This is a genomic window from Pseudomonas mucidolens (genome assembly GCF_900106045.1).
Lineage (GTDB): Bacteria > Pseudomonadota > Gammaproteobacteria > Pseudomonadales > Pseudomonadaceae > Aquipseudomonas > Aquipseudomonas mucidolens.
Window position 1 is genome coordinate 5,534,401 of the sequence record NZ_LT629802.1, and the last position, 16,743, is coordinate 5,551,143.

The following is a 16,743-nucleotide window of genomic DNA, read 5'->3' on the forward strand; positions in this document are numbered from 1 at the left end:
CTTGCCTTTGAGTGGGCAGAGAGACGCTTGGCTAGACAGCCAGTCCACCTGACATCCCATAACTTATTTCAGGGGCGGCGATCACCACCTCTTCCGATTCCGTTATCGCCCTGCGCAGATCATTAACAGATGCAGGCGTATCCCCCATGTCGAGATCGCTGTCATACAACGGGAGGTCATGCAGCGAATGAGTATGTAGCGAAACTTTTGGGGGTAGCAGCTCACAGGCTATGGTGCGAAGGATCGCCGCATTGTTGGGCTCATGACGCAGGTTGCCACACAGTGCCAAAAATTTAATTTCTCGCATTTCAATGACCATTTTGTATTTGTATGAGATGGCCAATATGCTTGATCAACAGTGGCTCGAAAAAAAGCCCTCTTACGAGGGCTTTGATTATTTGTATGTCAGTAAATTTTTAGGGACTAAAAATACAAGCAGACAACCACCAACTAGAACGACCGACAGCAAGATAATCCCTGAGGAGGTACTTTGCGTCGCAGCGTTAATCGTGCCCATCGCGTATGGGCTGATAAAGCCGGAAGCACTTCCGATTGAGTTAGCCAGTGCAATGCCGGTAGCGGCTGCAGCACCTGTGAGAATTGCAGGAGGTAACGTCCAGAACTGAGAAATTGTAGTCATGACCCCCATCGTTGCTAAACATAATGCAGGAAGGCTAATCATCAGATTTGCCTGAAACGATGCGCTGATCAGGAAGCCGGCTGCCGCGAGAATTCCAGGAATAGCAAGGTGCCAACGGCGCTCCTTGAAGCGATCCGAGCTCCTGCCGACCACGACCATCGTAGCTACAGCACAGGCATAAGGTATTGCTGTAAGCAGGCCCAAGTGCATTGAGTCTGTTACACCGGACGCCTGGATTAGCGTAGGCAGCCAAAAGCTAACGCCATACAACCCCATGGTGAAAAACAGATAGATAAAGCTCAACAGCCATATCTTGGGATCTTTGAGTCCATCCATCATCCGATGAAGGTGTTTACCATTAGATTCCCTGTCGATGTTGTGGCGGAGAATCTTCTTGTCTTCTTCGTTCAGCCAGTGTGCATCCTCAATCCGATCCGTCAGATAAAAATAAGCGCAGATACCGACAATAATGGTGGGAAGACCTTCGAGTATGAACAGCCATTGCCAACCTGCGAGATTCTGCACACCGCTCAGCGAATGCATGATCCACCCTGACAGCGGAGCGCCGATGACGCCTGACATTGGAATCGCTGCCATGAAAAGAGCGGTGACCTTTGCGCCTCTGGATGAAGGGAACCATTGGGAAATGTATAGAAGGATCGCCGGGAAGAAACCGGCTTCAGCTACGCCCAAGAGGAACCGCATGACATAGAACTGCATCGGTGTGTTGACGAACATCATGGCTGCAGAAATCACACCCCAGGTCACCATGATCCTGGCAATCCAGCGTCTTGCTCCAACTTTATACATGATGATGTTGCTCGGGATTTCAAAAGCAAAATAGCCAATGAAAAACATACCTGCTCCGAGTCCATAAACGGCATCGCTCCATGCCAGGTCTTGAGCCATCTGGAGCTTCGCAAAACTCACGTTGATGCGGTTGAGGTAGGAGCAGACGTAGCAGAGGAACAGGAATGGAATGAGTCGGAACATCACCTTTTTATAGATGAGGTCTTCTGTATTAATCAGTATTCCTGGTAGTGGCTGGGCACGGTCGGCAATGGTGTTCATGAGGACGCCTCCAAGCATTGTTAAATTTATAAGGCTCGCGTCTCACCCCTTGCCCGGTGTTCAAGCGCTGCAAGGGGTGTCGTATTTTTCAGGGGCTGAGAGTCAGAAAGCTATCAATCCAGCATGTCTGGCTGGGTTTGCAGCAATTGCCCCCATATAGGTTGGAAGTGCAGCCAGCCGATGTAATCGCTGCCGACGTTTTCACGGCTGAAGCGGGCGCGTTCGTCAGTGACCAATTTTGGCTTGATACCGGTCGCCGCAACCATTAACTGCTGCTGGCAGCATCGCTCAAGCGCAATGAACCAAAATGCAGCGCTTTCTATGCTGTGGCTACTCGCAGTCAGCAGGCCGTGGTTTTGGTGCAGAATGGCTTTGTGTTTGCCGAAGAGCGAGGCGATGGATTTGCCTGAATCAGTCTTGACTGCCACGGCGCCCGCCTCGGCAGTGATCACCAACTGATCCTCGAAAAATGCAGCAGCGTCCTGTGTGATAGGTTCCAGCGGCAAGCCGGTGCTGGCCCATGCGCCCCCATACACGGTATGGGCATGGCACATTGCAACAATGTGCGGGTGAGCTTCATGGACGTTGGCATGCAGCACGAAACCGGCGCGGTTGATGGCGTACTCACCCTCGACGATTGTGCCATTGTGGTCAGCCAGGATCAGATTGGACACCTTGACCTGAGAGAAGTGGACGCACATAGGGTTCGTCCAATAAAGCTCTGGAAACTCCGGATCTCTTACGGTCAAGTGACCTGCGAAGCCATAGTCGTAGCCCTGCAGAGCGAATGCACGACACGCGGCAACCAGGCGCTCTTTCAGATGCTTGCGTTGTTCGGCGTAAGTTTCGAACTCAGGCACCTCCGGATAGATCAAGCCCTCTTGTTCGGGCTGATAAATAGAGATTCTGTTTTTAGATTTGGTCAGTGTGGTGTCAGCTTGTTTAACGCTGATATTCATCTGGGCATCCGCCATTGGCTCGGTTGAGGTTGTACCTTCACAAACCTTGCAAACACTCACAAACGATGCTATTTCACTGCACTGTGAAATAATTTCACAGGATAACAATAATGAGTAATCGACCTAGCTTGATAGCGCTCAGAGCTTTTGAGGCCGCTGCGAGGCACGGCAATTTCAGTGTTGCTGCTGCTGAGCTACACCAGACCCCATCTGCGGTCAGCCACCAGATAAAAAATCTCGAAGGATTTTTCGGCTTTCCGCTGTTCATCCGTCATAGTCGACATCTTGAGCTCAGCAATCAGGGTCGTAGGTTGTTCGATGTCATCCAGCCTGCTTTCAATGCGGTCGATCAGATTTGCATGGAGCTTCGCCCCTTTGCTGAGACGGAGAAGCTTTCGGTTCATTGCTCGCCTAGCTTCGCAAGTAAATGGCTTGGCCCAAGGCTGCCAGATTTTTTCGCCAGATATCCCCAGTTCACTATTCAGCTGTCATCCAGTGCTACTCCGATAGATTTGCATAAGCATTCTGAATTGGACATGGTGATTGCTTACGGAGCTGCACTAAAAAGCTCTGATATTTGTGTCCAGAGCTTGGGGGGCGAAGAGTGCTGCACCCTCGGTGCGCCGATGCTGTTGGGCGGTCGAACTGAAATCATGTTCGACGAGTTGGACACCATTCCGCTGATCGAATCACAGCTCAACCCTCTCTCTTGGCAAGACTACTTTCGTCAGCATGGAAAGCGTATACCCGAGATTATGCATCGCCCGTCATTTGACCGAGGCGCCCTGGCGCTAGCCGCTGCAGTCGACGGTTTGGGCTTGGCATTGGAGAGTGTGCGCTTCTCCCAGCAGGAGTTGGCCAACGGCAGCTTGGTCAAATACTTTGTTGAAGATTGTCGGTCTGTGATGTGCGAAATCCATTTTCTTTGCTATCGGCACACGCAGAGAAATTCACCAAAGATCGTGGCATTTCGTGAGTGGTTAACAGAAGCGTGTCGCCTGGATAGTGCCTAGCAGTGTCGGGGGGCACGATGCACATGTCACTCGTCCCGCTCTTCCATCATCGTGCGCTTGAGCATCACATACACAGCCCCCCTCCCTTTTCTTCCAATCAGCCATACGATCCTTGGACTTAAAAGGGGGAAGAATTCCGGCTATATGCAAGGGCCTTCAGGTTTTCCACCACTGTGCGCTACCGGGAAACCCCTTCTCTGGCCGTATGCTGGTAGGTGAATTCCGAATAGGGAAATTATTTAAAAACCTTGTGGAGCGCCGTGAGGCCCTTCCTGGCAGCATGCAATGCTTTTGCTGCCCTGGACTGATATCTGTTTGTAGTGTGACGTGCTGGCTCCAGAGAGAAATCGGAATACAGCTTCGGGGATCAACTGCTGGCTTTGAATTTGGGGTTCGTGGAGCGGTTACGATGGCGCTGTGGTTTGCCTGCTTTGGACAAGGCGGCTGAGGTCTTCCGTGTGGATGGCCGCCTCCAGCCCCCGGTGTTGGGCCTGCTCAAGTTCAAGGCCGGTGTAGTCGTACCAGCGCTGATTGAAAAAACCGATCCAGCCTTCTGCCGTTGCCGTCCAGACGATGGCGGGCAGGGCCTCGATGACGCGGTTCAACTGATGGTTCATATCTGGACCTTTAACGACAGGTGGCTGTACTCGAGGATCGATGTGGGCAATGGGCAAGCGAGGGACTCAGTTGTCTGAGTTGCAGTTGCCAGAAATTTTGCTGTAATCCAGGACCTGGGTTCTGTCCTGGGAATCCAGGTAGGTCATCCGGGCATTCACGATCCCGCAGGAAGGCGTGGCGTCCTGCTGCAGCGACACGACCTTCTTGATGTCCAGGTGCGTGCCGTAGGTGTAGGTTTTGGGGGTGATATCCACTTCGGCACGGGCTGACAGGGTGCAGATATTCAGTGCGGCAAACAGGCAAGCGGCGACGACAGTTTTGGTATTCATTGTGATTTCCTAAAGGCTTTAATCGGTAGGTCGTTCAATTGAATCGAGGGGTTTGGGTTTGCCTCGATGGAACCTATTAGAAGCCCGCGAGGTATCTCGTCTGTGTCGAAAACAGGCCCGTGTAATTCGGTGCGTATCTGGGGTGACCACTGATACACGTAAATACAAAAGTCGCCGGAAAAGGGCACGCAAGTAAGCATCTCACCTCGATGTTTTTTATGACGGCCAAGAGCGTCTAACCCGATAATTCGTTAAGCGGTTTTTAACGTGAAAAAAAGCCCAGGGCTTTTGGCCTCCGGGCTTGGGGTGTTGGCTTGTCGGAATCAATACCGCTGATATTTCTAGCCGAACTTCGCAACAATCACACCGCGCGCACTGCGTTAGGCGACACGCTCGCGCACTTCTTGCAACCGTTCGGCACCGCCTTCAGCTACACGGTTCTGGTTCAGGCGATCGGAGCCACCTTCAGCCACACGGTTCTGATTCAGGCGATCGGAGCCACCTTCAGCCACACGGTTCTGATTCAGGCGATCGGAGCCACCTTCAGCCACACGATTCTGGTTCAGGCGATCAGAGCCACCTTCAGCCACGCGATTCTGGTTCAGACGATCAGAGCCACCTTCCACAAGCAATTGCTGGATCTGGCCGTGAGACACAGTACTCAGGGTATTGGCCGACGCCAGGTTCGATAAACCGAGACCGCCTACCAGTGCCAGACCGAGTGCCAGTGATGAAACTTTCGAGAAATTGAACATAGGAGTTGCTCCGCGTATTTGGTTTGAGTGGGTCGGTAGCTGCGGCTATCCGATGAACATAGTTAAACGCTTGGGTGTATCGGTGATGTGTGCTTAAACGCATCCAAATCGGTGCCTGCGTATCCGTCCGGGGTTCTGATACAGACGGGTACACAATGTTTAGAAAGCGTGTGAAGTGTGGGCAGCGTGCCGCTTTTTCGACGTCGATGTAGTCGTTATAAAGTGGTCTTGATAGCTATGCAGCCATTCTGAACAAACAGGTCAATAGTTCATGGACTTATCCATGAACTATTGACTTAGCGGTTAGGCGGCTGTTGGTGGAGTGGTACTTGTATTGGCTTCTTCCAACAGTCGCTGAATCACCTTCTCTTGTGTGTCGTAGCGCCCCTCACCAAAGTGCGTGTAACGCACCTGACCCTTGGCATCGATCAAGTAATGAGCCGGCCAGTACTGGTTATCAAAATTACGCCAAATCGCATAGTTGTTGTCGATCGCTACTGGGAAGGTGATACCGAGTTTTTTTACCTGATCCTTGACGTTATCGATGATGCGTTCATAACCGTACTCTGGCGTATGGACGCCAATCACCACCAGTCCATCCTTTTCGTACTTTTGCGCCCAGTTCTTAACGTAAGGCAGGGTGCGTTGACAGTTGATACAGTCATAGGTCCAGAAATCAACCAGCACCACTTTACCTTTCAGTGATTCGTTGCTCAGCTCTGGCGAGTTGATCCATTGCACAGCACCGGCTATCGAGGGCATAGCACCTTTAGCCGCGTCCAATGAGGTGTCTGCCTTAACCTGGCTGGCGAAGTAATCGATAATTTTCGGGATGGTTTCCTGCACACGTCTCTCGATGCTGGCAACACCTTCGGAAGATGTACTGGCGAGCAGCGCGTTGTCGGTTCCGGTGGCGATCACCGCTGCTGTTGCCAGGACGACTACTCCACCTAAGCGTCGCAGCATGCCAGTGATGGGGATCGACGGTTTCAGTCGTTTGGCCAGCCCGCGGCCGGCGAAGATCAGGGTGCCGAGCGAAAGGGCGCTGCCCAGACCGTATGCAACCAGCAAAAGACTGGTTTGCGCGTTGGCGCCCTGGAGCATGGCACTCGTCAGAATTACTCCGAGGATAGGCCCGGCGCATGGCGCCCACAGCAGCCCGGTGGCGACACCAATCATCACTGAACCCAGCGGACCGGACATCTGTCGTGTGTTGGGGGAAATTAGGTTACCGAGCGCCACCAATGGGCGTGCCAGCCATCCGCCGACCCGTGCGAAAATCAGTGATAACGCGAACAGCGCCATCACCATGAGTGCAACATACCGCCCGGCATTGCTGGCTTGAATGACCCATTCGCTGCTGACCACGGCCAGGCTGGAGATCAAGGCGAAAGTCAGGGCCATACCCCCGAGGGTCAGCAGGATTGATGAGCGCTTACGGTCGGAGCCAGCGAACAGAAACGGCACCACCGGAAGAATGCAGGGGCTGAGGACGGTCAAGATGCCGCCCAGGAAAGCAATAAGGAGCATGAGATCACCTGGCAAATGTGTTCACAAAGTGCCCCGATCAACGAGGCACGCGGGTGTTGATTTCAGGAGTGCTTCAGGCAGTCTGGTCATGCACCGGTTGTTCTTGCGCAGTGCGGCTGGAGCCGTCAGTAGCAAGGAGGGCATGCGTGTCTTTTCCACTCACGGGCGTCAGTTGAAAACACGTGGCGCTGCCACCGCTACTCTGTTCAATAGCTGCGTTGGCGTGCGCGGCGGCACCTGCAATGGAAAAGGAAACCGCGGTCAAAAAGCTCTTTATGTGGTTCATGATCTTTTCCTCGCATTCAATGGGTAGATCGTTGTGGGGCTGGTGAGGCCAGTCATAACGCCTCGATGGAGCCCATTGAAAGCCTGCCGGGTATCTCGGATGTGTCGGGCATTACCGCTGTTGAATTCATTAAGTGTCGAAGAGGGGGTTCGATACAGAGGGATACGATCGCCCCGATTTGCATACGCGTGTATCCATGACGCGCCCGATACACTGCAATACAAAGGCTTGCGGGCAGAAGCCTGACGCCTCGTTACACTGGGTAACCAGCACACACTGAGAGGTTGAGGGTATGGAACATGTCGATCATGTGTTGATCGTTGATGACGATCGCGAGATCAGAGAGCTTGTGGGCAACTACCTGAAGAAGAATGGGTTGCGCACCACGGTAATGGCAGACGGCCGCCAGATGCGGGCCTTCCTGGAAGCCAATCAGGTTGACCTGATCGTGCTCGACATCATGATGCCGGGCGACGATGGTCTATTGCTGTGTCGCGAACTACGCGCCGGCAAGCACAAGAAGATTCCCGTGTTGATGCTTACCGCGCGCAACGACGAAACCGACCGTATCATCGGCTTGGAGATGGGTGCCGATGATTACCTGAGCAAACCGTTCTCCGCCCGTGAGTTGCTTGCGCGGATCAACGCCGTGCTCAGACGCACGCGGATGCTGCCGCCCAACCTGGTGGTCAGCGAAAGTGGTCGGCTACTGGGGTTCGGTCGCTGGCGCCTCGACACCACCGCGCGCCACCTGCTCGATCAAGATGGCACGCTGGTCGCCCTGAGCGGGGCCGAATACCGGTTGCTTCGGGTGTTCCTCGATCATGCACAGCGGGTGCTCAGTCGCGATCAATTGCTCAACCTGACCCAGGGCCGCGATGCCGACCTGTTCGATCGTTCCATCGACCTGCTGGTCAGCCGCCTGCGCCAGCGCTTGCTGGATGACGCGCGCGATCCGGCCTATATCAAGACGGTGCGCAGTGAAGGCTACGTGTTCACCTTTCCCGTCGAAATCCTCCCGGAACAGCCATGAACGTCGCGCTGCATTGGCCGCGCACCCTGGCCTCACGCCTGTCGCTGATCTTTCTCGTTGGCCTGATTCTCACGCAAGCCCTGTCGTTCGGTGCCCAGTACTACGAGCGCTACCAGAGTGCGAAGTCGACGATGCTGGGCAACCTTGAAACCGACGTCTCGACCTCCATCGCGATCCTCGACCGTTTGCCTGCCGACGAGCGCCCGGGCTGGCTCGATCGTCTGCAGCGCCGTACCTACGGCTATCTGCTGAGCGAGCGCGAGCCCGGTGTGCCGATGGATCAGGACAACATACCCATCGCAGTGAACTCGATCGAAACCGCCATCGGCCATGATTACGCGTTGACGTTCGTTGAGATTCCCGGCCTCAGGCAACACTTCCAGGTGCAGTTGCAGTTAAGTGACGGCAACCCGGTCACCATCGACGTCTGGCCCGCCATGGTGCCGCTGTCGCCATGGCTGCCTTTCGTCCTGCTCGGCCAGCTCATGCTGATGATCGGCTGCACCTGGCTCGCCGTCAGAATCGCGGTTCGGCCGCTGACCCGATTGGGCGAGGCGGTAGAGAATCTCGACCCCAATGCACATCCCGTGCACCTGGATGAAAGCGGCCCCACAGAGGTGGCTCATGCTGCCAAAGCCTTCAACACCATGCAGGAGCGCATCGCCACCTACCTCAAGGAGCGCATGCAACTGCTCGCAGCGATCTCCCATGACCTGCAAACACCCATTACCCGAATGAAGCTGCGTACTGAATTCGCCGACGAGTCGGCCGAGAAGGACAAGCTGGTCCATGACCTCAATGAAATAGAACACCTGGTGCGCGAAGGCATTGCCTATGCACGCAGCATCCATGGCGCCACCGAGACCAGTTGTCGCATCAACCTGGACTCGTTCCTCGACAGCCTGGTCTTCGACTATCAGGACACCGGGCAGGCCGTGACGCTTGCAGGAAAAAATGGCGCAGTTATCGATACCCGCCCCCATGCCCTGCGACGGATTCTGGTCAATCTGGTGGACAACGCAGTGAAGTTCTCCGGTGCCGCCGAGGTACTGGTGGAAGGCCGGGCAGGGGCGGGCCTATCGATCAAGGTGCTGGACCGTGGCCCCGGCATTGATGAAGACGTGCTGGACGAAGTCTTCAAACCGTTCTACCGCGTGGAAAGCTCCCGCAACCGCAGCAGTGGCGGTACGGGGCTGGGCCTGGCCATCGCCCAGCAATTGGCCGAGGCCATTGGCGGCTCGCTGACCCTGGGCAACCGCGAGGGCGGTGGCCTCTGCGTAACTCTGACCCTGGCCGGGGGCCAATAGAACACACCGATGTACGGCGGTTTTGGTTCAGGCCGGCTGGCCTTTTGTATGGGACTGTATCGACCGCTGCAGTACACACACAATGTTGCGCAACGGCCGGTTTCAGACATGACTGGCGTACATGCTCTTGCAAGACTCCCAACCTTCGGCTGGCTATCCGGACACCCCGGATGGCGAAGGCCCTTGCCACAGGAGTATTGTCATGATCAGCCAAACCCCAACCTTCAAAGGCTGGCAACTGTTCAGCCTGCTCGCACTGTTGATCCTGGTGATGAGTGCGCTGGCCGTGGCGCTGCAGCCGGATCTGGTCGAGGGGTTACGCAGTGCCGTTCGCGCCACTGCACGTTCATCCTTTGCATTGTTTTTCGCGGCCTTTACCGCCTCTGCCTTTGCTGTCCTGGTCCCCTCGCCATTCTCTAAAGCCCTGGTACGCGAACGACGCTTTATCGGTCTGGCCTTCGCCTTTTCCCATTTTGTCCATGCCGTATTGATCTATGCCTACGGGCAACTGAACACAGAATTCTGGCCAATGCGCACGGTAGTCGACAACACCCCAGGCACGGTCGCCTATGTGTTCATCCTGCTGATGGCACTCACCTCGTTCAAAGGCCCGGCACACCTGCTGGGGGCGCAAGCCTGGAAGGTTCTGCATACCACCGGCATGTGGATCATCGTTGCTGTGTTCGCCTACGCCAACTTCAAGCGCATCCCCATGAACGCCTGGTACGTGCTGCCGTTTGGTATCACCTGTGCCGCCATAACCATCCGCCTGGTCGGCAAGCTGGCTCAGGCCAACAAACGCAGTCAGGTCCGGCAGCCACTTTCTTGACAATGAATCGGAGGATTAAACCCATGCAAGCAAACATCTCATCAGCCCTGAAGTGGCTGCACCTTAACCTTGATCGTGCTGGAGCCTGGGTCGCACCACTGAGCCTGCGAGTTTTCCTGGCATGGGAATTTCTCGAGGCGGGCCTGGAGAAATGGAACGGTGAAAATTGGTTCCAGAGCATTCAGGCCGCCTTTCCTTTTCCATTTAACTATGTGCCGGCGACGCTGAATTGGCAGCTCTCAATGTGGGCCGAATTGCTCTGCTCCATTGCCCTGCTTGTGGGCCTTGGAACACGCCTCTCGGCACTCATCCTGATAGCGGTAACCGTCGTGGCAACTGCCGCAGTCCATTGGCCAGCCGATTGGTCGACATTGAGCGAACTAGCCCAAGGCTACTCCATCAGCAACAAAGGCTACGGCAATTACAAACTGCCCTTGATCTACCTCGTAGCGCTCCTGCCGTTGTTGTTCACGGGCGCCGGCAAGCTGAGCCTGGATGCGCTCATTGAGCGATGCGTCAAGCGTCGGTAAACACGCTGAAACCCGGCCGTGCGTCTATCCATCGCGTACAGGGGTGTCCTCACCTTTCTAATACTGGATCGGAGAATCAAACTCATGCAAACAAACATCTCCTCACCTATACATATGGCTCCTCCCGAGGCTTCACGGCCACCTTTTCAGGCTTCCGTAGGGCTTGGGTTGCGTCGTGCACTGCTCAACATGCTGAGTGACGCACCCTTCGGTGATTTCGACTTTTTGGAGGTGGCTCCGGAAAATTGGATCGGTATCGGTGGCGCTCACGGTGAGGCCCTGCAATCGCTGGCCGAACGCTATCCGCTGTCGTGCCACGGCCTGTCCCTATCGCTAGGTGGCAGTACGCCGCTCGACAAAGCCTTTCTTGGGCAGGTACGCGGGTTTCTCGATCGTTTCAACGTGCCGTTTTACAGCGAGCATCTGAGTTATTGCAGCGACGACGGACATCTTTACGATCTGCTGCCGTTACCATTTACCGAGGAGGCGGTACATCACGTCGCAGCGCGCATCCGTTGCGCGCAGGACATCCTCGGCCGTCGGCTGGCGGTGGAGAACGTCTCATACTACGCCGCTGCACATCAGGACATGGACGAGCTGGCCTTCACTAATGCGGTACTGCGCGAAGCCGACTGCGACCTCTTGCTCGACGTCAACAATGTGTACGTCAACTCGGTGAACCACGGTTTTGACCCGAAGGCTTTCCTGGCAGGTGTGGAGCCAAACCGTGTGATCGCCATGCATGTGGCCGGACACTATGACGAAGCCGATGATTTGATAATCGACAGCCATGGTGCCTCGGTCAAACCGGTAGTCTGGTCGTTGCTGGCCCAAGCCTATGAGCTCTTTGGAACGAAACCTACGCTGCTCGAACGCGATTTCAACTTTCCACCTTACAACGCGCTGGTCGCCGAGCTGGATATCATCAGGCGGCTGCAATGCGAGGCGAATGCGATGGTGCGGGTGGCCGTCGATGGCTGACTTCTCCCCGAGTTTGCACAGCCAACAGCTCGCGCTGACCCGTTACCTGCGTGACCCGGACGGCCATGCGCCCCCGGCGGGGATGGACCCCGTACGGGCGAAAGTCTATCTCAACCTGATTCTCAACAACCTGTTGGGGTTGTTGGGCGGAACATTTCCGGTATTGATTGCCGTGCTGGGTGAGGCCGGTTGGCGGGCCCTGGTGCGAAGATTCTTGCGTGACTACCGATCGCAAACGCCGTACTTCGGTGAAGTTGCCCGGGAGTTTGTAGCGTTCGTCGCCAGCCTGGAGGAGTCGCCAGGCCAGGAACACCCCTGGTACCCGTTCCTGCCTGAGCTCGCCCATTACGAGTGGATGGAGATGGCGTTGCAACAGGTCGATGCGGCGCCGTTTCAGACAGGCGATGCCGAGCAGTTACTCGAACGTCCGCTTCGGTTATCACCGCTCGCCTGGCCGCTGGCCTACACATGGGCTGTACACCGGCTCGGGCCTGGTCACCTACCAGCCGCAGCACTGGAGCCGCCAACGTTACTCCTGATCTGCCGTGTACCGGGTGGGCAGGTGCGATTCTCCGAGCTCAGCCCGCTGGCATGGCGCCTGCTGCAGCGGATCGAGCAGTTCCCAGCGTTGGATGGCCGAGCGCAGTTGCAGGCATTGGCCGGGGAGGTTGGCGCGCCAGACCTGGCCAGCTTCGTTGCCGACGCGCTGGTGCTTTTGCGCCAGCTGCATAAACAGGCCGTCGTCGGCACGGCGAGCGCGCCTAGTTTTAGCGGTATCACTGCGCACGCTATGTGGGCATAGGAGTAAGCAATGAGCAAAATCCAATCTGATATGAAATCCGGGCGTCCAGCAGTGGACCGGCTAAGGGTCCAGACCTACACCAACGGCATAATTGGTCCCAGCCTGCCAATGCTGGGACCATTATCCGATGGTGGAACCCTGATCACGGGTACCCCACCGGGCTGCTGGGGCCCGATGATCACACCGTCATTCCAGGGTGGCCACGAGGTGACCCAGCCGGTTGCGATAGTCGGTGCCGAAGTCGGTGATGCTGTCGCACTGAAGATCCAGCGCATGCGCGTCACCTCGCTTGCCACCTCTTCAGGGGTGATGAAGTTTGTCGAAGGTCGATATCACGGTGACCCGTTCGTATCCAAGTTTTGTTCGACCTGTGGCACTGAACATCCGGCCAGTCATGTCGAAGGGATTGGCGAGGAGGCGATACGCTGCAATCACTGTGGCGAGGAGGTAAGCGCCTTCCAGTTCAGCCATGGCTACGTGATCGTGTTTGACCAGGAAAACCAGGTCAGTCTGACGGTCAACCAAGACGTGGCGAACCGCCTGGCGGGTAACGCCTCGCAAATGGCTGCATTGCCGGAGCTGGCGGCGCAGCATTCGATTCTCTCGCTGGCTCGCGCTGAGATTCCCGGCCTGGCCGCTCACATGCGGCCGTTTCTCGGCAACATCGGCACCACGCCCGCTCGGGATATTCCGGACTCGCACAACTGTGCCGATTTCGGCCAGTATCTGGTTGGAGCCCCGCATCGTTACGGCCTGACCCATGACGAACTGCATGCAGCCAAGACCGATGGGCACATGGACACGAACTCGGTGCGCGAAGGAGCCATCCTGATCTGCCCGGTCAAGGTTCGTACATGGGCGACATGCACGCGCAGCAAGGAAATGGCGAGATCGCTGGGCACGCCACGGATGTCTCGGGCGAAACGGAGTTGACGGTGGAGGTCATCAAAAACCTCATGCTCGAAGGCCCGATCCTGCTGCAGAACATCGACGACCTGCCTCCCATGGCGCGGCCAATGAGTGCCGAGCAACATCAAAAAGTGCTTGAACTGGGTGTGCGTTGGGGCCAACTCGAGGTCGAGCGAAATGGCCCGATCACCTTCATTGGCAGCGGCGTGAACCTCAACCGTGCAACCGAGAATGGATTGCAGCGCGCTGCGGCAGTAACCGGATTGCCCTACGATGAAGTCCTCAACCGCGCCACGATCACCGGCTCCATAGAAATCAGCCGATTACCCGGCACCGTCCGCGTCACTTTCCTATGTCCTATGGACATCCTCGACCGCATGGGGATTGGGCATCTGGTACGTGAGAAGTACCCGCTCCAATAACCGTCGGGCTTGCAAGGCCTGGCTCGATCCAGAGCCAGGCCACATCCGTGCGTCTTCGGTAATCGCCTTGATTTCTCCAGCATGAACTGTGCCTTGCAATACCCTGCGAAACATTCACCTCATCAGCCGACGCTGTCGGACACTTCACCTGTTTCTCCCTTTCGATCTTGAAGCACCACGCCGCCGGGAACGGGTTTCCCGTTGGCCGAAACTCCGTGTGACTTGTACCCCTGTGTATCCGGGCGTGACATCCGGGAGTTGGCTTACAAATGCTCTTTCCAGTGGATACACCGTAGATACATTGCTACGGCTAAATGGTCTTGCCCGAATGAAGTTTGCCCTGTCGAGGTGGAGGATGCTTACGCGCATGCCGCTCGGGGATTCCCGGCTTCTTCCACTTCGCCTTGCGCTTCCTTGAGGGTTTACCCGTCCTTGTGGCATGACCCGCGGCCTGGCCGCACACAGTATCTGGAGAAACACTATGTACCGTATCCCGTTCTCGAACAAAACCAGTCTCGGCCTGGCCACCATTGCTTTGGCCGGCGGCATGAGCCTGGCGTCGTCCGCCGCCTTTGCCGTGGAAGCATTGCCTCAGGGCTACCAATTGGCCGCGGCGGAAAAAACCGGGGAAGGCAAGTGTGGTGAAGGCAAATGCGGTTCCAGCGAAGCCAGTGCGAAAGCCACCACGGCCGAGGGCAAATGTGGTGAAGGCAAGTGTGGTTCCAGCGAAGCCAGTACGAAGGCCACCACGGTCGAGGGTAAATGCGGGGAAGGCAAGTGTGGCGACGACTCCTTCACCAGCACCGACACCAACGGCGATGGCCTCGTTTCGCTCAAGGAGCTTTTGACCGTGGCTCCGAAGGGTGGTGAGGAATTCAAAGCGATGGACACCAACAACGATGGTTACCTCTCCGAGGGCGAGGTCTACACGTTCAGGAGCAACCAGTACACCTCCAACGGCAAGAAAGTACCCACCGAGCTTTTCACCCGCCTGAGCAAAGCCCGGAGCTGATCCCGGCACCTGCACCTTCCCCCCTCCCTGCGCCTGTGGCCGGGGAGGGCGGTTTGCCTTGTGTAGAATTGCTCTGACTCCAGCCTCGTGTTTTTGTCGGCGTTGTCGACTGCATTGAAGTCTTCCACGATTCGGGACGATACCCTGATGAACCAATCGAGCGCAGCTTCTTCCGGGCCCGTATGGCGTCACTCAGTCTGAAAGGTCTCGCGATACGCGTATAGCTGCGCCCAGGAGCCGCCCTTCTTCGTCTCCTACGAAGCGCCGTTCTCTACCCTTTCCAGGTTTGGGCTTTCGAATGCCCACGACAGGGTTGAACGTGAGGCCGAGCCCCCATTCTTTGATTGCTGTGGAGTAAAGATGGTCCAGGAGCGCCAACTCAAGCCGACCGGTGTTATTGCTGGTCAATGTGCTCTTGCGGGCTGCGGGCTGAGACAGTCGCTTATCACGGTAAGCCGCAATGATTTCGCTGGAGAGGGCTGCAAGCGAGTATTTACCCAGCTCGGTAGTGAGCTTTTTTGCCTTGCTCGCCTCGCCTTTCTGAGTCGGAGGCTTTTTGGTGGGGATAAGACAGATAACGCTTCAGCGCCGCCTCTAGGGTCATCCGCTCTGATCCGCTCCGCTGGATGTAGACACCTCTGACCATCTCGTCTTCGGCTCGACGTGACCAGTCTTCTGCATCGCGTTTGGTGCGGAACGTCTTGGAAGCTGTCGGTCATCCGATTTTTCGAATGACCGCTTTTCACGTGCCTGAAGGGGTGTTTACGAGAGTTGCCATGCTGTTCTCCGAAGACATCGGCACGGACTGTACCGAAACTGTACCTCGGAGGCATTCCAAAACACCCTCTCGAAACTGCAGCGTTGCTGCAACCCTTGATTTATATGGTGGGCCCAGTAGGACTCGAACCTACGACCAAAGGATTATGAGTCCTCTGCTCTAACCAACTGAGCTATAGGCCCTCAGTAGGTCGCGGATTATAACGATGGTTTCTCTACTGTGCTATCCGAAAAATCCGAATGGGTCATACGAAGGACGGTTGTGGCGAAGATGTCGGCGGGCAGGGGCAGGCTGACGATGTAGCCTTGCATCTGTTGGCAGCCCTCTGCCGCGAGGAAGGCTTGCTGGGCGGTAGTTTCCACGCCTTCGGCGATGATGGTGAATTGCATGCTGTGACCCAGGGCGATGATAGCGCGCACGATAGCCGCGTCGTGGGGGGCGTTCGGCAGGCCGCGGACGAAGATTGGTCGATTTTCAGGAAGTCCAGCGGCAGGCGTTTCAGGTAACGGAGGGAGTAGTAGTCTGTACCGAAGTCGTCATGGGACTTTCTCCAGGCACGCTTCTGTCGGCAGGCTTGTTCCAGTAACAGGATGATGAATTCGTCGCCTCCCAGTCGGGCTACCGTATCGATGTCGCGCAACTGATCCTTGAGCCGAACGGCGATGCCCTTGAGCAGCAGGTCGCCAATCGGGTGACCGCCAAGCGCTTCTGAATCAGGCGCATGTGGCCTGCCGCCAGGCCCTGGTAGCGGCCGTCTTCATCGATACTCAAACGGCCGCCATGCTGCATCAACGCCCAGACGTAACTCCGGGTGGTCCGCCAGCCAGTCATGCTCTTCATCGGTGAGAGTCAGCGCAGCAGCCGTTGCGGTCCAGGTCAGCAGCGACAGCAGTAGCACAATCGGCAATCTGGGCATAACGGTCTCGTTATGGCACGGGG

General features: G+C 56.2%; 17 protein-coding genes, 1 tRNA gene and 3 pseudogenes. 9 read left to right on the plus strand and 12 right to left on the minus strand.

Going from position 1 to position 16,743, the window contains the following annotated elements; genetic code table 11:
* Positions 1 to 31 precede the first annotated feature (31 nt).
* From BLU75_RS25470 to BLU75_RS25480, 3 genes are all read right to left on the minus strand, one after another.
* Positions 32 to 319 (minus strand): NADPH-dependent FMN reductase, encoded by a 288-nt coding sequence (locus BLU75_RS25470; protein WP_130909359.1) that lies wholly within the window; start codon positions 317 to 319, stop codon positions 32 to 34.
* Between the two features lie 75 nt (positions 320 to 394).
* On the minus strand, positions 395 to 1,711 hold the full coding sequence (locus tag BLU75_RS25475) for an MFS transporter (RefSeq protein ID WP_084379567.1): 1,317 nt from the start codon (positions 1,709 to 1,711) through the stop codon (positions 395 to 397).
* A gap of 113 nt (positions 1,712 to 1,824) precedes the next feature.
* A complete protein-coding gene (locus BLU75_RS25480; protein WP_084379624.1) occupies positions 1,825 to 2,670 on the minus strand; it encodes a class II aldolase/adducin family protein in 846 nt (281 codons plus the stop codon).
* A 110-nt stretch (positions 2,671 to 2,780) separates the two neighbouring features.
* On the opposite strand from BLU75_RS25480, the gene BLU75_RS25485 reads away from it, so the two are divergent.
* A complete protein-coding gene (locus BLU75_RS25485) occupies positions 2,781 to 3,683 on the plus strand; it encodes a LysR substrate-binding domain-containing protein (protein WP_084379566.1) in 903 nt (300 codons plus the stop codon).
* 404 nt (positions 3,684 to 4,087) lie between these two features.
* On the opposite strand, the gene BLU75_RS25490 is transcribed toward BLU75_RS25485, so the two are convergent.
* From BLU75_RS25490 to BLU75_RS25510, 5 genes are all read right to left on the minus strand, one after another.
* On the minus strand, positions 4,088 to 4,300 hold the full coding sequence (locus BLU75_RS25490) for a PAS domain-containing protein (RefSeq protein WP_084379565.1): 213 nt from the start codon (positions 4,298 to 4,300) through the stop codon (positions 4,088 to 4,090).
* 66 nt (positions 4,301 to 4,366) lie between these two features.
* A complete protein-coding gene (locus BLU75_RS25495; RefSeq protein WP_084379564.1) occupies positions 4,367 to 4,630 on the minus strand; it encodes a DUF2790 domain-containing protein in 264 nt (87 codons plus the stop codon).
* A 380-nt stretch (positions 4,631 to 5,010) separates the two neighbouring features.
* A complete protein-coding gene (locus tag BLU75_RS25500) occupies positions 5,011 to 5,385 on the minus strand; it encodes a hypothetical protein (protein ID WP_084379563.1) in 375 nt (124 codons plus the stop codon).
* A gap of 303 nt (positions 5,386 to 5,688) precedes the next feature.
* Positions 5,689 to 6,915: a cytochrome c biogenesis protein DipZ gene (locus tag BLU75_RS25505; protein WP_084379562.1), complete on the minus strand. Its 1,227-nt coding sequence runs from the start codon at positions 6,913 to 6,915 to the stop codon at positions 5,689 to 5,691.
* 73 nt (positions 6,916 to 6,988) lie between these two features.
* A complete protein-coding gene (locus BLU75_RS25510) occupies positions 6,989 to 7,201 on the minus strand; it encodes a hypothetical protein (protein WP_084379561.1) in 213 nt (70 codons plus the stop codon).
* Between the two features lie 292 nt (positions 7,202 to 7,493).
* Between BLU75_RS25510 and BLU75_RS25515 the strand changes: the two genes are divergently transcribed.
* The 8 genes and pseudogenes from BLU75_RS25515 to BLU75_RS25550 all read left to right on the plus strand — a co-directional run bounded on the left by BLU75_RS25515 (position 7,494) and on the right by BLU75_RS25550 (position 15,026).
* Positions 7,494 to 8,234, plus strand: a complete 741-nt coding sequence (locus tag BLU75_RS25515; RefSeq protein WP_084379560.1) for a response regulator — start codon at positions 7,494 to 7,496, stop codon at positions 8,232 to 8,234.
* A complete protein-coding gene (locus BLU75_RS25520; RefSeq protein WP_084379559.1) occupies positions 8,231 to 9,541 on the plus strand; it encodes an ATP-binding protein in 1,311 nt (436 codons plus the stop codon). The genes BLU75_RS25515 and BLU75_RS25520 overlap by 4 nt, the downstream gene beginning before the upstream one ends.
* Positions 9,542 to 9,743: 202 nt before the next feature.
* The gene (locus BLU75_RS25525) at positions 9,744 to 10,370 is read left to right on the plus strand and encodes a ferric reductase-like transmembrane domain-containing protein (RefSeq protein WP_084379558.1); all 627 of its coding nucleotides are present in this window, start codon (positions 9,744 to 9,746) and stop codon (positions 10,368 to 10,370) included.
* 23 nt (positions 10,371 to 10,393) lie between these two features.
* On the plus strand, positions 10,394 to 10,900 hold the full coding sequence (locus tag BLU75_RS25530; protein ID WP_084379557.1) for an HvfX family Cu-binding RiPP maturation protein: 507 nt from the start codon (positions 10,394 to 10,396) through the stop codon (positions 10,898 to 10,900).
* A gap of 84 nt (positions 10,901 to 10,984) precedes the next feature.
* Positions 10,985 to 11,881 carry an HvfB family MNIO-type RiPP peptide maturase gene (locus BLU75_RS25535; protein WP_084379556.1) on the plus strand — a complete coding sequence of 299 codons (897 nt, stop codon included), beginning with the start codon at positions 10,985 to 10,987 and terminating at the stop codon, positions 11,879 to 11,881.
* On the plus strand, positions 11,874 to 12,683 hold the full coding sequence (locus BLU75_RS25540) for an HvfC family RiPP maturation protein (protein WP_084379555.1): 810 nt from the start codon (positions 11,874 to 11,876) through the stop codon (positions 12,681 to 12,683). The genes BLU75_RS25535 and BLU75_RS25540 overlap by 8 nt, the downstream gene beginning before the upstream one ends.
* 30 nt (positions 12,684 to 12,713) lie before the next feature.
* Positions 12,714 to 14,014, plus strand: a pseudogene (locus tag BLU75_RS25545) (acetamidase/formamidase family protein).
* A gap of 481 nt (positions 14,015 to 14,495) precedes the next feature.
* On the plus strand, positions 14,496 to 15,026 hold the full coding sequence (locus BLU75_RS25550) for an HvfA family oxazolone/thioamide-modified RiPP metallophore (RefSeq protein WP_084379554.1): 531 nt from the start codon (positions 14,496 to 14,498) through the stop codon (positions 15,024 to 15,026).
* Positions 15,027 to 15,227: 201 nt separating this feature from the next.
* Here the strand turns inward: BLU75_RS25550 and BLU75_RS28045 are convergent.
* The 4 genes and pseudogenes from BLU75_RS28045 to BLU75_RS27405 form a co-directional block, all read right to left on the minus strand.
* Positions 15,228 to 15,759, minus strand: a pseudogene (locus BLU75_RS28045) (site-specific integrase); the annotation flags it as partial.
* A gap of 150 nt (positions 15,760 to 15,909) precedes the next feature.
* Positions 15,910 to 15,986: transfer RNA gene (locus BLU75_RS25560), tRNA-Ile, on the minus strand.
* A gap of 15 nt (positions 15,987 to 16,001) precedes the next feature.
* Positions 16,002 to 16,501, minus strand: a pseudogene (locus BLU75_RS25565) (EAL domain-containing protein); the annotation flags it as partial.
* A 60-nt stretch (positions 16,502 to 16,561) separates the two neighbouring features.
* Positions 16,562 to 16,720, minus strand: a complete 159-nt coding sequence (locus tag BLU75_RS27405) for a hypothetical protein (protein WP_157720804.1) — start codon at positions 16,718 to 16,720, stop codon at positions 16,562 to 16,564.
* Between the last annotated feature and the right edge of the window lie 23 nt (positions 16,721 to 16,743).